Source organism: Wolbachia endosymbiont of Drosophila barbarae (assembly GCF_044752445.1).
Taxonomy (GTDB): domain Bacteria; phylum Pseudomonadota; class Alphaproteobacteria; order Rickettsiales; family Anaplasmataceae; genus Wolbachia; species Wolbachia pipientis.
In genome coordinates this window covers 1-13,823 of sequence record NZ_JBIXJM010000101.1, presented here as the reverse complement: position 1 = coordinate 13,823, position 13,823 = coordinate 1, and the positions used below count along the sequence as shown (strand labels likewise).

Genomic DNA, 13,823 nt, shown 5'->3' with positions numbered 1-13,823 from the left:
TGGCGAAAGCAAATACAATAGCTTCACTATCATGATAAGGGCGCTGGCGAAGGGTGTCAAGTAAGTTTTTGTATTTTAATTTTAGAATTTTATAGGCTTTTGTTCTCATGAAAATTATGTTCTCATGAGTAAATTAATGTTATCCTTTTTTGTTGATCTAAAGTTTTTTATGTTCATACACTTGCGTGTTCATAGTGTTTATTCGCTGCTTGAAAGCTCGGTTAAAATTGAGGAGCTGATCGGCCTTTGTTTGCGAAATAAAATGCCAGCGGTTGCAATTACTGATTCAGGTAATTTATTTGGTTCACTTGAGTTTGCAGAATATGCGGCAAGTAGGGGAATACAGCTAATAATAGGATGCAATATTATAGTTAAACATTCAGAACAAAATTTACCTATATTATTGCTTGCAAAAAATGAGCAAGGGTACACTAATTTAGTCACTTTGGTGAGTGAGTCTTTTAGAAAGCGCAAGAATAACAGCGATATTCCTTACGTTGATTTTGATGAGCTATTGAATTTAAGTACGGGTCTGATCGCTTTAACCGGTGGATGTTTGGCTCAACTATTGTTGGGGCAAGATAAAGAAACGGTTGAAAAACTGCTTTCAGCATTCAATGGTCATTTATATGTTGAATTGCAGCGTCATGGGCTGAATAAAGAGCTAGAGCTTGAAGAAGCTTTGATAGACTTTGCTTATCAGCGCAATATACCACTAGTTGCAACGAACGATGTATTTTTTCCAAATAGGTCTGACTATGAGGCTTATGATATATTAACGTGTATATCGGAGGGGAGTTATGCCCTGGAGAATAATAGAAAGAAGTTAACTACCGAGCATTACTTCAAGTCTGTGGCAGAAATGGAGGAGCTGTTCAGCGACATTCCCGAAGCAATTCATAACACTTTAGTGATAGCTAAGCGGTGCTCTTACATGCCAAGAAGCAGGCAGCCTATTTTGCCTAAATTTCCTTGTCGAGAAAATAAAACTGAGAATGAAGAACTGAGGGAGCAGGCAGTTGCAGGATTAGAATTCCGTATTGCGAATGAGACAGACATAGACCTTAAACAATACTACGATCGGCTGAATTACGAACTGAGTGTGATAACTTCGATGAACTACGCTGGCTACTTTTTGATAGTTTCTGATTTCATTCGTTGGAGCAAAGCAAATGGCATTCCAGTTGGTCCAGGAAGAGGCTCTGGTGCTGGATCAATTGTTGCTTGGGGCTTGCAGATTACAGACCTTGATCCAATAAAGTTTGGCCTAATATTTGAAAGATTTTTGAATCCTGATCGTATATCGATGCCTGACTTTGATATTGATTTTTGCCAGGAAAAAAGAGACCTGGTTATTGATTATGTTCAGAAAAAGTACGGTTATGTTGCTCAAATCATCACTTTTGGAAAATTGCAGGCAAGGGCAGTATTGCGTGATGTTGGGAGGGTATTACAAATGCCTTACTCTCAAGTGGATAAAATATCTAAAATGGTTCCATTTAATCCAGTAAATCCTGTAACTTTATCGCAAGCGATAGAGCTTGATCAAAACCTGCAGAAAGAACGAGATAGTGATGAGGTAATTGCAAAGCTTCTTGATATATCTCTTAAGCTTGAAGGGATATATCGTCACGTTTCAACCCATGCTGCTGGAATTGTAATATGTGATCAAAAGTTGGAAAATTTTGTTCCTGTGTATTATGATCCAAATTCAGCTTTGCCAATCACTCAATACAGCATGAAATATGTGGAGAAAGCTGGGCTAATAAAATTTGATTTTCTTGGGCTTGGTACGCTAACGCTAATAGATCATGTATGTCGTTTAATTAATCGTGATGGAAAAAAGATCGATATTTCTTCAGTTTCTTTGAATGATCAAAAAACCTATGAGATGCTCTCTAGCGGTGATTCAATTGGAGTGTTCCAGCTTGAAAGTTCGGGAATGAGAGAAGCTTTAATCAAGTTAAAACCAGACTGCATCAAGGACATCATCGCTTTAATCTCTCTTTATCGTCCAGGACCTATGGATAACATTCCAACTTATGTTGCAAGAAAACATGGACTTGAAAAGCCAGATTATATTCATCCATTACTTGAGGGAATATTAAAAGAAACGTTTGGGGTAATAATCTACCAAGAACAGGTGATGGAAATAGCGCGTATTCTCTCTGGATATAGTCTCGCAGAAGCAGATTTGCTAAGACGTGCCATGGGTAAGAAAATCAAGGAAGAGATGGATAAACAACGTGAACTTTTCATCCAAGGGGCAACGAAGAATGGCGTTGATTATGACAGGGCAAGTTATATTTTTGACCTTGTTGCAAAATTTGCTGGTTATGGGTTCAATAAATCTCATGCTGCAGCATATGCGGTTATATCTTATCAAACGGCTTACCTTAAAGCTAATTATCCATTAGAATTTTTTACAGCACTAATGAATCTGAATATTGATGATAGAGATAAACTGAATTTATTTTATCATGCAGCAAAGTTTAGTGGCGTTACCGTTCTTTCACCTGATATAAACAAGTCTCAAGCTGAATTCTCAATAGAGGATGAACGCATACGTTATGGTATTGCTGCCTTGAGGAATGTTGGTTTTTCTATAGCGGAAGGAATAGTGAACGTACGTTCAAGCGCTTGTAAGGACATATGGGAATTCATTCAAAATTCAGGTCATATAATAAATAAGAGAGCGCTAGAAAGCCTGATTAAATCCGGAGCATTCGATAGCGTGCATAAGAACAGAAAGCAGCTATATGAGTCAATGGACATGCTGATTTACTTTGCAAATAAAAACAAACAGGATAGAGAATCAAGTCAAGCTGCTTTGTTTGGTAGTCTTGATGTCCTCAAACCGAAACTTGAGAATGTGGAAGATTTTGATGAGGAGGAAAAATTAGAACATGAGTTATTTTCACTAGGATTTTATTTAACTAATCATCCACTTGAAAAATTTAGAACTCTTCTGGAAAAGTTAAATATTGGGTTTATCGGAGAAAATAGAACAGCAAAAACTGCTGGGGTAATATTAAATGCACGTATGAGAACTTCAGAGCGTGGAAGGTTTGTTATCCTTACACTTTCTGATCCCCATAACGTTTCTGAAATAGCATTCTATAATAATGAAATAATAGAAGAAAAAAGAGATTTATTTTCACCAGGAACATTTGTGATAATTGATCTTGAAGCTTCGGAAAATACGACAAGATTAGCAGGCAAGGATATATCTGAGTTTACAAAAAGAGTCACTTCTATAATAAAAGAATTAGTTCTCACCACTGAGTGCACGGATTCGCAAAAAGCCGCTATGGAATTAAACACAATATTGAAAGATGAAGGCAGAACCAAAATAATGCTAAAACTTCTTCTCGAAAAACATAAAGTGAGCATCTTATTACCAGGTGCATACTCAATTGCTCCTCAAGTTATTTATGAAATATCTAACTTAAGCTGGATTAAAGGCGTAGAAATTAATACAAATAACTTGCTTATATAAAAAAGCTTTATATAATGAAATATTTAATCGGTATTAAAGGAAGATATAGTGAATCTTTATGAATTTACTTTTATAGCACAACAAGGATTGTTACAGCAAGAAGTAGAGGAGATGGTCCAAGAGCTAGCTGTTTCATTGAAAAATATTAAAGCAGATGTTATGTTCCAGCAAATCAGGGATATTCTGAAAAAAGGAAATGACAAGCTTACAACACAAGAGTTAGAAGTGCGTGCTGAAAACATTAAAGAAGGTCTAGTTGCTTACTCTGATTTCTTGGAAGATCTTACAAAAATTTTATGGGTTGAATTGGAAGAAGATCTTTCAAATTTGAAAGAAGTGAAGTCAAAAATCGATAAAGAGTTGAAAGATGACCTAAAAGATTTAGGAATAATGCAAGATTTTACAAAATTTCTAGGAGGCAGTACTAAAAGTGCGTTTATCCATAACGCAGTAAATGCTTTGAAGAGAAATATTTCAGAACATCTAATAAAGATTTTTCAAGATATTTTGAAAGATTTTAGAATAAACGGTCCAACTCAATCGAGCAAAGCGTTGGAAATGCTTTTGAAAAACATTGAAGCATCAGGATTAATCAAGTATGAACATTGGGGTCTTTTGGATTTTGCATATCACAAAAATAAAATGAAGAGCGGTCATTATTGTATAATGTGCATAAGTTCTACTGCAAGCATTCTGGATGAATTTATGCGTAGAATGAAACTTAATGAGAACGTTATTCGCCACTTTCCTGTGCAGGTTGATAAAATTTTTGAAGGTAAATCTCATATGATGAATAAACAAATTGAGGAGCAAAGCGCATAATGATGAAAAGACGAAATAGTTTTAATAATTCTTACGTATCTGTAAATAATAGGACTGGCTTTAGGCGTTCTAAAGTTTGCCCTCTTGCTGCGTCTAAAGATGAAGACATAGATTATAAGAATATAGATTTATTATCCAAGTTTACCTCTGACTATGGTAGGATATTACCTAGAAGATTAACAGGCGTATGTGCAAAAAAACAAAGGAAGTTACGCTTAGCGATTATAAGGGCACGTTTTTTAGCTCTTATTTCTTACTGTACTAAAAAAGTTTAGGTAATTTATGTTGATAATTTTAAAGGAAAATATAAGGACTTTAGGTAAGCTTGGTGAAGTTGTTAAAGTTAAACCAGGTTATGCACGTAATTTTCTTTTTCCACAAAGAAAAGCGGTGAAAGCTACCAAGGAAAATTTAACAAAGCTAGAGGAGCAACGTTTATTACTGGAAGAAGAGAATATAAAAAGATTAAATGTAGCAAAAGAGCTTGCGTTGTCACTACATGATAAGTTTGTGGTATTAATAAAGCAAGCTTCAGAGGATGGTAAAATTTTTGGTTCTGTAACAACACGTGAAATTGCGAAAATTTTACTACAAGAAGGACATGTGATAGATCATCGTAGTTTATCTTTTGGTGGAATAAGCATCAAAAACTTGGGTGAATACCAAGTAAACGTAGAATTACATAGTGAAGTAGTAGTACCAATTACTATATACGTCGTGAAATCCGAAACAGATGCAAATGAGCTAAGGCAAGTAAAATTGCAAAATCAGAAATCTGAGCAACAAGAGGCAGAGCAAGATGCGAATAAAGAAGCTGCTGATGGTGATGATAGCTGATCCCTTGTTATAGCCGAAAAGAAATGTCTGCCATGGCTAAGCTGGTGTCATCCCAGTGCTCCCCTCCTGTCATCCCAGTGCGTGACACTGGGATCCAGTTTATTTCATCATGGACATTATTTTATGCTTCTAGAATCCGTTGTCCATTGAATAATTTGCAAATACTTTTATATCTGGATTCCAGTGTCACGCACTGGAATGACACCATTATTGGAATAAATCAAAAATGATTCCCCGCTATAGCAGAAAAGAAATGTCTTCCATTTGGGAGGAAAATAATAAATTTAATATATGGCTTAAAATAGAAAAATTAGCGTGTGAAGCTCAAGCAAAATTAGGAGTGATTCCAAATAATATTGCTGAGAACCTCTCTGGTGCTATTGAATTTGATGTTGAATGTATCAACGAAATTGAATCCATTGTAAAACATGATGTTATAGCTTTTCTGACATATGTTGCTGAAAAAGCGGGAGTTGATGTTCGTTATCTCCACTATGGAATGACAAGTTCTGATGTTTTGGATACATGCCTTGCGGTGCAACTGAAAGAGTCCTGTGATATTTTGCTCGAGAATCTAAAAAATTTACTTGCAGCATTGAAAAAAAAAGCTGAGGACTATAAAGATATTGTTTGTGTTGGACGCAGTCACGGAATGCATGCAGAACCAACAACTCTTGGAATAAAATTTGCCAGATTTTATGCTGAATTTAAACGCAATTATCAGAGATTAATTAGCGCGCAAAAAGAAATCTCAATTTGTAAAATATCAGGTGCGGTAGGCAATTTTGCAAATGTTGATCCGTTTGTTGAAGAGTATGTAGCGAAAGAAATGGGACTCATACCTGAAACCATATCATCTCAAATCATTCCTCGTGATAGACATGCCATGTTCTTTTCAGTTTTGGGAGTGATTGCAAGCTCAATGGAAAATATTGCAATTGAAATTCGTCATTTGCAAAGAACTGAAATCGGCGAAATTTCTGAGCATTTTTCCACTGGGCAAAAGGGGAGTTCTGCTATGCCGCATAAGTGTAATCCTATTTTAAGTGAAAATTTAACTGGGCTCTCACGTTTAATACGCAGCTATGTGTTTCCTGCGTTAGAAAATGTTGCATTGTGGCACGAACGTGATATATCACACTCGTCTGTGGAAAGATGCATTGCTCCTGATGCTTGTATAACAATGGATTTTGCTTTAGTGCGATTAACAGATTTGATAGATAAATTGGTGATCAATAAGGAAAACATTGAAAAGAACTTAAATTCTTCAAAAGGTTTAGTTTTCTCACAGCGTGTATTGCTTGAGTTAGTAAATAGTGGTTTGGCGAGGGAAGAGGCGTATAAAATTGTTCAGAGCAATGCAATGAAAGTGAAACAAAACAACAGTGATTTTCTGGCCGAATTGAAACAAGATAAACTCTTACTTAAGGTTATTAACTCGGAAAAACTTGAATCTTTGTTTGATTTGAAATACTATACAAAACATGTAGGTCACATGTATAGCAAGGTTTTCAATTAGGCTGAGTAGCTCAGTTGGTAGAGCAGGAGGATCATAATCTCTTGGTCGGGGGTTCGAGTCCCTCCTCAGCCACTTGCACTAAACTATGTTTAGCAAGATAGTGCTATTGGTGAAACCCAGTGTCAACTACTTGGAGTGAGTTGTGTATCCACTCAGGTGAAGAGACAATGGATAAGAAATTGTGAAAAGGGTTTAGCTTTTGGCCTATGATCTCTTTAAATGACAGAATTTCACTACAAAACTTAACTTTCTTCTATGCAGTTAGCTAAGTCAAGAAAGGTGAATCTATCTCTTGTTGTAAACGCAAGATCGACCACTTTACAATATTGTTCTTTATTCCAACTGAGGTGCTCTGGTAAGTGTGGAATTGATAGATCTTCAAATATTTTTTGCAGGTGTTTTGCAGGTAGTAAATTTTGCTTAATTAAACTGGAAATATTATGCCATTCTTTACAAATAATCTCTTGGATTTTTTGCTGCATAATTTGCTTCTGTTCAAAAGTTCTTACAAATTCGATATTATCAAAGCACTGAGTTATATGTTTTACATCTAAAGTGGTCGGTTTGATAATCGGGTTTTGTATTGATAATATCTTTTCCTGCAAATTAGCCATGGTAATCGTCGTAACAGCAATTTTTTCGCCATGTAGTAAGGAATGATCTCTTGTTACCATTTCCATTGCGTGAGCTATCATATGCTCTCCTTGGCTTGCAGAATAGCTGCCTTTTGATATTACCATTCCAAGTCCTGAAATTAGTAGAACTTCCATAAGTAATAGGACCACTTTTCTACTTCTTTTAGTAAGCGCCGTATACTCTCTTAGCAAAATTTGCTCCAAATCGCGAACAAGTGTAAAAGGTAATTCATTGTATTCTGTGCCAAGCAACAAATGAGATAGTAGCCAGTCAGCCTGAACTGTTGAACGACAAATGAAATCTGCAAATCCGCTTAATGTGAGACGCAGTGGTGCATTGGCAAGTATGTCTATATCTATATATACTGCTCTTGGAAGATGTACTTTGAACGATTTTTTATATCCATTTACTAATATTGAAGCATTTGCAGAGGTATATCCATTCATAGAAGCGGCTGTTGGGAACGATATATAATCTTTTTTCTCGAGGTAGCTTGCATATTTGCAGATATCGTTAACAGTGCCGCTACCAAATGCAACTATTAAGTCACTGTCTTTTGCTTTGTTTCTAACTAGATTTACGGTTTCAAGAGAGGCAGCTCTGCTTGGTGTCATGCAAGTAGCTGACACTGGGATCCAGGAAAACAACTTATGGATTCCAGTGTCACGCGCTGGAATGACAGGTGGAGCTGGAATAATTAAGTTAGGAATTTTATTAAGTACGTTTTTGTTTAAAAGTTTTGCTGTATTTTTATCTGCAACTAGAAAGACGTCATTTCCGTGTCGTGTGCATATTTCATAGATATCATCAGCAAGGTAGTAATCTGTTATTACTTCCCTTAGAAAAGTTTGTTCGGTTTGATGTAATATTTGTTTTAAATAGTGCATAGAGTGTTTACAATATAGCAGTATAAGTATTTTAAGATTGACATGAAAATTGACCCTGTAGAGCTAACTAGGAAATTGATCTCTTTTGAGAGTATAACACCAGAAGACAGCGGGGCAATAGAGTATATAGCAACAATCTTCAAGAAGAGCGGCTTTGATTGTGAAATTTTAGAGTTTGGTGATAAAGTTAAAAATCTTTATGCGAAATATATAAATGGAGTACCAAATTTGTGCTTTGCTGGGCATGTTGATGTTGTACCACCGGGTCAGTTAAAAGATTGGGCATTTGGTCCATTTAATCCAGAAGTGAGGGATGGTATATTATATGGAAGAGGGGCGGCTGATATGAAAAGCGGAGTAGCTGCGTTTATTGCTGCTATGGTAAATTTGATTGCAGAGAAGTTTCAATTTAATGGTTCGATAAGTGCATTGATTACCAGTGCTGAAGAAAGCACGGAAGAATATGGAACAAAGGCAGTTTTGGAATGGATGAAAAGTAAGCAAAAAAAGGTGGATTTCTGTGTGGTTGCTGAACCAACCAGTAGTGAGAAATTAGGTGATACCATAAAAATAGGCAGAAGAGGTTCTGTAACATTTGAATTAATTTGCCATGGAAAACAAGGGCACGTTGCCTACCCAGACCTAGCAGACAATCCAATATATAAGGTAATATCGATATTGAGTAAGGTAAAAAATACTACTTTTGATCGTGGTAATAAATATTTTCAGCCTTCACATTGCGAAGTTACTACTATCGATGTTGGAAATAATACTAGCAATCTAATACCTGGTTCAGCAACTACATGTTTTAACATTCGATATAACAATGAACAAACACCGGGTGGCCTATATAAGCTGATTGATGAAATATGCTCTAGTGTAACTAACGATTATAAGCTTTCTATGCATAGCAGCAGGGACGTTTTCCTCTCTACTCCCGATAGGAATACTGATATTATGCTTGATGCAATAAATAAAGTTACCAGTATTGATGCTGCGCTGAGCACAAGTGGTGGCACATCTGACGCTGCGTTTATCAAAGATGTTTGTCCAGTGATTGAATTTGGTATAATCAACAAAACTGCACATCAGATAAACGAATGCGTATCAGTAAACGATATACACAAGTTAACAGCTATATATAAGGAATTTATAGAAAATTATTTCAATCCCACTAATAAAATATTGAATCAGGTCAACGTAGTTAGTAATATATCTAGTGGTCCATTGTTAGCTTAGATGTAATCAGATCTCTTGCATAACTGTTGTCTGAATAACAACTGGTGTCATTCCAGCAAAATGTGTCAAGTAAGTTTTTTCGTTTCTATAGCTACTTGGATGACAAAAGAAGAAATACTAGACTTTATACCTTTTGCACTTAAATTCACATAAATCATGAATTATGCACGTTTCACACGAAGGTTTCTGTGCTTTGCAAACATATCTACCATGCAAAACTAGCCAATGATGAGCATAAAGCAGGTATTTTTTGGGAACCACATTTAAAAGAGATTGCTCTGTTTTAAACACATCTTTTTCTTTCACAAGCCCAATTCTATTGCTCACTCTAAAAACGTGAGTATCAACTGCCAATGTTGGAATGCCAAGCCCCGAATTTAAGAACACATTAGCGCTCTTTCTCCCCACTCCAGGCAAAGACACCAAATCATCAAAATTAGTAGGTACTTTGCTGTTGTATCGTTCTACCAATATTTTACTAAGCCCGATTATATTTTTTGCTTTGGAATTATATAAACCAATACTGCTTATGCATTTTTTCAGCTCACTCTGCCCAAAGCTCAGCATTTTTTCTGGCGTATCAGCGATATTAAATAGTTCTCTTGTAATTTTATTAACGCTTACATCAGTTGTCCGCGCTGATAAAACTATCGCAACCAGTAACGTAAAATGATTGGTATAATTTAGCTCTATTTTTGGCGCAGGATTTGATTGTTGAAACTTTTCAAATATTAGTTCTACTTTTTTTGAGTCCATTTCATTTACCACACCTCTTTTAAATATTTAAACAAAGAACCCCTCTTTCCCATCATACAAATACAATTTGTCCATTCTCACCACGTCAAAATTGTGTTCTTCGAGTTTGATTAGCAAGTTATTTACATCACTATTTGTAATAGCTTGCTTTTCATTATTTGCGATAAACCTACAGGTTATTTGGTCACTTGAAGGTTTTGAGTTTCCTGGCCAAATCGCAAGTCCTCTTGAGTATATTGCTATCATTTGCAGATTACTTGATTCAAATAATCCTACTATTTGATCAACATTACTGGATTTGTCCCAAGCGAGAGTTATATCACTACCCACTAGCTTTTTAACTTTGTAATCTTGTTCGTAATTGTCTTGTACTTTATTTATTTTACTATCCAAATTTATTTTACTATCCGAACCACTGCCAATTATAAGCTCAGCAGGTTTCTTTCCTAAATTATCTATAACAGCTTCTGCAAATTCTTTGGTACCAACTTTCTGTTTACTTCTTTTCTCCTTATATAAATCGGCAGTGTGTATTCCATCCTCCAAAGTCTTGAGCCATGCATCGTAGATTAGTTTTGCAGTACCCACTTGACCTATGTAAATTAGCATATGCACTGCAGCATTTAAAAGACCAGAAGGATTGGCTATGTTTTTTCCTGCAATATCAGGGGCAGAACCGTGCACTGCTTCAAACATTGCGTATTCATTCCCGATGTTGCTACTTCCGGCAAGCCCCACAGATCCAGAGGTTTGTGCGACTATATCTGATAATATGTCGCCATATAAGTTCTCGGTTACTATAACATCAAAATTCTCCGGTTCTGTTGCAACACGCGCCATTCCAATATCAACTATATAATGTTCTGCCTTTATATCTGGGTATTCCTTTGCAATGCGATCAAACGCGGCATGGAAAGTTCCGTCAGTCATTTTCATGATGTTATCTTTAGTCAGGCAAGTTACTTTTTTTCTGTTGTGTTTTTTTGCATATTCAAAAGCGTACCTGCATATCTTCTCTGAGCCAGATCTAGTAATAATTTTAGTGCATTGGTAAGAGTCACCAGTGAGCCTATGCTCTATTCCGGTGTAAACGTCCTCTTCATTTTCACGTATCACTACGATATCAAACTTATCGAATTTATTTTCTATAACAGGATGATATGAAATGCATGGTCTGATATTTGCATACAACCCTAGATTTTTTCTGAGTGCAACGTTTAAGCTTTTGTGCCCTTTACCTTGAGGAGTTGTTGTCGGAGATTTTAATAATATTTTTGTCCTTTCAATTGATTCCCAACCACTTGGAGAAATTCCGTGAGACCATTCTTTACTGTAAACACGCTCCCCTATTTCAATAATATCTATTGAGATTTCCGCTTCTGCTTCGCGCAATATCGACAGCACCGCTTCCATGATTTCTGGTCCGATACCGTCGCCATATGCAACTGTGATTAGTGTTGACATAACTTCCCTAGTTATAAATGATTTAATATTAATTTAAATAATAGAGTGGCACAAGTAGCTAATATTACCCAAGTTAGTATATTTACGGTTATTTAATAACGTATTTTTATATCATATGATGATATTATGAAATATAGGTGGGGTTATGAATACTGAAATAAATGTTAAAGTAAACTATGTAGGATTTACAAGGCGTATTGTAGCAGAAATACTTGACCTCATCATATTTTCCCCTCATTTTATCTTCGGTTTTATCTATGGTGTATTCATCGTATCATTACAAGATCAAGATAAAGACTCTTTTCAGGAACTTGCACAACTAGCAACAGAAATACCATTTATAGTTTCTACAGTGGTCGCAACATTAGTACTAACAATATCCAAAATATTAATGGTAACAAAACTTGGTGGTACCCCAGGAAAACTATTGTGTGGTATGCATATTAAAGATGCTAATACATTTACAAATGTTACCCTTATGCAAGCAACAATAAGATGTATTTCTAAGGGAAGCATCTGGATTATTTTTCGCTTTTTGCTTCATCTGCATTATCATGGTTATACTTTTCTATATCTTTTAATTGTGCTAATTTTATTTTTGTTTGCAGTATTTGATCAACGCAAACAGACTTTTTACGATAAAATTGCAAAAACAGTAGTGATAGACTATAAATCTAGTTGATATTTTTCTTTATAGGTAGTACATGGATAAAAAAGTAAACTACTCAACGATGACAAGACGTACTCTAGCATTTATAGTTGATTGTATTTTATTTATCGCAATACCATTTGGTTTAATGGCGGTGGGTTTCTCACTTACACACGCAATACAAGGGATCATGGGTGCAATAATTGTAATCACCACGATTGTATTTTCTTTATTTTTAATGATACCATGTATATTTCATATATTCATGCTAGTAAAATTTGGCGGCACTCCAGGACACTTGTTATTTAGCATGCGTGTAAAAGACAAAGATACATTTGAGTCAATCACTACAATGCAAGCAATGAAAAGGACTATAGCTCTTTTTATAATTTATTGCATATCACTTTGTAATCCCATTTTATTCTTAGCTATACTAATCTTAGTTTTAGTATGTGCAGTAGGTGATGAACATAAACAAGCTTTTCACGACAAAATTGCAAACACGGTAGTGATAGATTATAAACCTAGTTGATATTTTCCTTTAGCTGTCTGCCACCAAGGGTGTCATTCCAGTGTCACGCGCTAACTTAAGGTAAATTGCCAACTTAACTATAAATATATTTTGGTAAATCCAAATTATTTTAGCTATAAGAGCGTTTTACTTTTTGCTCAGCATATCCATCATAACTGGCTTACTTTTAGTGATTCATGGAGTTAAAAAAGTCAGCATTGCTCTTTGTTAAAAGTAGTTTGTCACGTAAGAATTCCATTGCTTCAACGGGTCCCATAGGATTGAGTATCCTACGCACCACCCATATTTTATTTAGTATAGCCTTATCAACTAATAGCTCTTCCTTCCTTGTTCCGGATTTTGTAATATCAATAGCTGGAAATATACGTTTATCAGAAAGTTTTCTATCAAGTATGATCTCAGCATTTCCTGTACCTTTAAACTCTTCAAAAATAACTTCATCCATTTTTGAACCAGTCTCTATAAGAGCTGTGGCGATTATAGTTAAAGAACCCCCATTCTCAATATTACGAGCTGCTCCAAAAAAGCGTTTTGGTCTCTGCAGTGCGTTTGAATCTACACCACCAGTTAGAACTTTCCCAGACGAAGGAATAACCGCATTATAAGCACGTGCAAGTCTAGTAATATTGTCAAGTAGAATTACCACATCTTTTTTATGCTCAACCATTCTTTTAGCTTTTTCTATTACTATTTCAGCAAGCTGTACGTGACGGTAAGCAGGCTCATCGAATGTAGAACTTACTACCTCACCTTTTACAGAACGTATCATATCTGTTACTTCTTCAGGTCTTTCATCTATAAGTAACACTATTAATTCTACTTCAGGGTGATTTATAGCTATAGAGTTAGCCATTTGCTGAAGCAATACTGTTTTTCCTGTGCGAGGTGGAGCAACTACTAACGCTCTTTGCCCTTTTCCAAGAGGAGCTACTATATCTATAGCACGCATGCTTAAGCCTTTTTTATCATCACCATTATTACAC

Annotated in this window: 13 protein-coding genes and 1 tRNA gene; 10 read left to right on the top strand and 4 right to left on the bottom strand. The window is 35.6% G+C overall.

What is annotated here, in order from left to right:
* The first annotated feature begins 169 nt into the window (after positions 1-169).
* The 7 genes from dnaE to ACIPNH_RS01320 all read left to right on the top strand — a co-directional run bounded on the left by dnaE (position 170) and on the right by ACIPNH_RS01320 (position 6,749).
* Entirely contained in the window at positions 170-3,499 is a 3,330-nt protein-coding gene (gene dnaE, locus ACIPNH_RS01350) for a DNA polymerase III subunit alpha (protein ID WP_400771182.1), read from the top strand.
* A 48-nt stretch (positions 3,500-3,547) separates the two neighbouring features.
* Positions 3,548-4,321: a 30S ribosomal protein S6 gene (locus ACIPNH_RS01345; RefSeq protein ID WP_155969085.1), complete on the top strand. Its 774-nt coding sequence runs from the start codon at positions 3,548-3,550 to the stop codon at positions 4,319-4,321.
* A complete protein-coding gene (gene rpsR / locus ACIPNH_RS01340) occupies positions 4,321-4,596 on the top strand; it encodes a 30S ribosomal protein S18 (RefSeq protein WP_400771179.1) in 276 nt (91 codons plus the stop codon). The genes ACIPNH_RS01345 and rpsR overlap by 1 nt, the downstream gene beginning before the upstream one ends.
* Positions 4,597-4,603: 7 nt before the next feature.
* On the top strand, positions 4,604-5,158 hold the full coding sequence (rplI, locus tag ACIPNH_RS01335) for a 50S ribosomal protein L9 (RefSeq protein ID WP_007548891.1): 555 nt from the start codon (positions 4,604-4,606) through the stop codon (positions 5,156-5,158).
* 32 nt (positions 5,159-5,190) lie between these two features.
* Complete coding sequence (locus tag ACIPNH_RS01330; RefSeq protein WP_246484351.1) at positions 5,191-5,388, top strand: hypothetical protein; 198 nt, start codon at positions 5,191-5,193, stop codon at positions 5,386-5,388.
* Positions 5,385-6,677, top strand: a complete 1,293-nt coding sequence (gene purB / locus ACIPNH_RS01325) for an adenylosuccinate lyase (protein WP_155969087.1) — start codon at positions 5,385-5,387, stop codon at positions 6,675-6,677. The genes ACIPNH_RS01330 and purB overlap by 4 nt, the downstream gene beginning before the upstream one ends.
* A tRNA-Met gene (locus tag ACIPNH_RS01320) sits at positions 6,677-6,749 on the top strand. The genes purB and ACIPNH_RS01320 overlap by 1 nt, the downstream gene beginning before the upstream one ends.
* A gap of 170 nt (positions 6,750-6,919) precedes the next feature.
* Here ACIPNH_RS01320 and ACIPNH_RS01315 read toward each other — a convergent pair.
* Positions 6,920-8,200: an iron-containing alcohol dehydrogenase gene (locus ACIPNH_RS01315; RefSeq protein WP_400771174.1), complete on the bottom strand. Its 1,281-nt coding sequence runs from the start codon at positions 8,198-8,200 to the stop codon at positions 6,920-6,922.
* A gap of 42 nt (positions 8,201-8,242) precedes the next feature.
* On the opposite strand from ACIPNH_RS01315, the gene dapE reads away from it, so the two are divergent.
* Positions 8,243-9,439 carry a succinyl-diaminopimelate desuccinylase gene (dapE, locus tag ACIPNH_RS01310; protein WP_264724001.1) on the top strand — a complete coding sequence of 399 codons (1,197 nt, stop codon included), beginning with the start codon at positions 8,243-8,245 and terminating at the stop codon, positions 9,437-9,439.
* A gap of 117 nt (positions 9,440-9,556) precedes the next feature.
* On the opposite strand, the gene nth is transcribed toward dapE, so the two are convergent.
* Together nth and icd are read right to left on the bottom strand one after the other, a co-directional pair.
* Positions 9,557-10,195, bottom strand: coding sequence for an endonuclease III (gene nth, locus ACIPNH_RS01305; protein WP_151807622.1), 639 nt, complete (start codon positions 10,193-10,195; stop codon positions 9,557-9,559).
* Between the two features lie 27 nt (positions 10,196-10,222).
* Positions 10,223-11,659: an isocitrate dehydrogenase gene (gene icd / locus ACIPNH_RS01300; RefSeq protein WP_400771169.1), complete on the bottom strand. Its 1,437-nt coding sequence runs from the start codon at positions 11,657-11,659 to the stop codon at positions 10,223-10,225.
* A 145-nt stretch (positions 11,660-11,804) separates the two neighbouring features.
* Between icd and ACIPNH_RS01295 the strand changes: the two genes are divergently transcribed.
* Positions 11,805-12,341, top strand: a complete 537-nt coding sequence (locus ACIPNH_RS01295; protein ID WP_006279799.1) for an RDD family protein — start codon at positions 11,805-11,807, stop codon at positions 12,339-12,341.
* 22 nt (positions 12,342-12,363) lie between these two features.
* Positions 12,364-12,840 carry an RDD family protein gene (locus ACIPNH_RS01290; protein WP_006279800.1) on the top strand — a complete coding sequence of 159 codons (477 nt, stop codon included), beginning with the start codon at positions 12,364-12,366 and terminating at the stop codon, positions 12,838-12,840.
* A gap of 166 nt (positions 12,841-13,006) precedes the next feature.
* Here ACIPNH_RS01290 and rho read toward each other — a convergent pair.
* Positions 13,007-13,823, bottom strand: an 817-nt coding sequence (gene rho / locus ACIPNH_RS01285; protein WP_400771164.1) for a transcription termination factor Rho, incomplete at its 5' end; no start/stop codon positions are given.

What these genes read in the sequence shown, in the direction of transcription:
- rplI (WP_007548891.1), top strand. Translation starts at nt 4,604, where the DNA reads ATGTTGATAATTTTAAAGGAAAATATAAGGACTTTAGGTAAGCTTGGT.
- ACIPNH_RS01295 (WP_006279799.1), top strand. Translation starts at nt 11,805, where the DNA reads ATGAATACTGAAATAAATGTTAAAGTAAACTATGTAGGATTTACAAGG.
- nth (WP_151807622.1), bottom strand. Translation starts at nt 10,195, where the DNA reads ATGGACTCAAAAAAAGTAGAACTAATATTTGAAAAGTTTCAACAATCA.
- icd (WP_400771169.1), bottom strand. Translation starts at nt 11,659, where the DNA reads ATGTCAACACTAATCACAGTTGCATATGGCGACGGTATCGGACCAGAA.
- ACIPNH_RS01290 (WP_006279800.1), top strand. Translation starts at nt 12,364, where the DNA reads ATGGATAAAAAAGTAAACTACTCAACGATGACAAGACGTACTCTAGCA.
- rpsR (WP_400771179.1), top strand. Translation starts at nt 4,321, where the DNA reads ATGATGAAAAGACGAAATAGTTTTAATAATTCTTACGTATCTGTAAAT.
- dnaE (WP_400771182.1), top strand. Translation starts at nt 170, where the DNA reads ATGTTCATACACTTGCGTGTTCATAGTGTTTATTCGCTGCTTGAAAGC.
- dapE (WP_264724001.1), top strand. Translation starts at nt 8,243, where the DNA reads ATGAAAATTGACCCTGTAGAGCTAACTAGGAAATTGATCTCTTTTGAG.
- ACIPNH_RS01315 (WP_400771174.1), bottom strand. Translation starts at nt 8,200, where the DNA reads ATGCACTATTTAAAACAAATATTACATCAAACCGAACAAACTTTTCTA.
- purB (WP_155969087.1), top strand. Translation starts at nt 5,385, where the DNA reads ATGATTCCCCGCTATAGCAGAAAAGAAATGTCTTCCATTTGGGAGGAA.
- ACIPNH_RS01330 (WP_246484351.1), top strand. Translation starts at nt 5,191, where the DNA reads ATGGCTAAGCTGGTGTCATCCCAGTGCTCCCCTCCTGTCATCCCAGTG.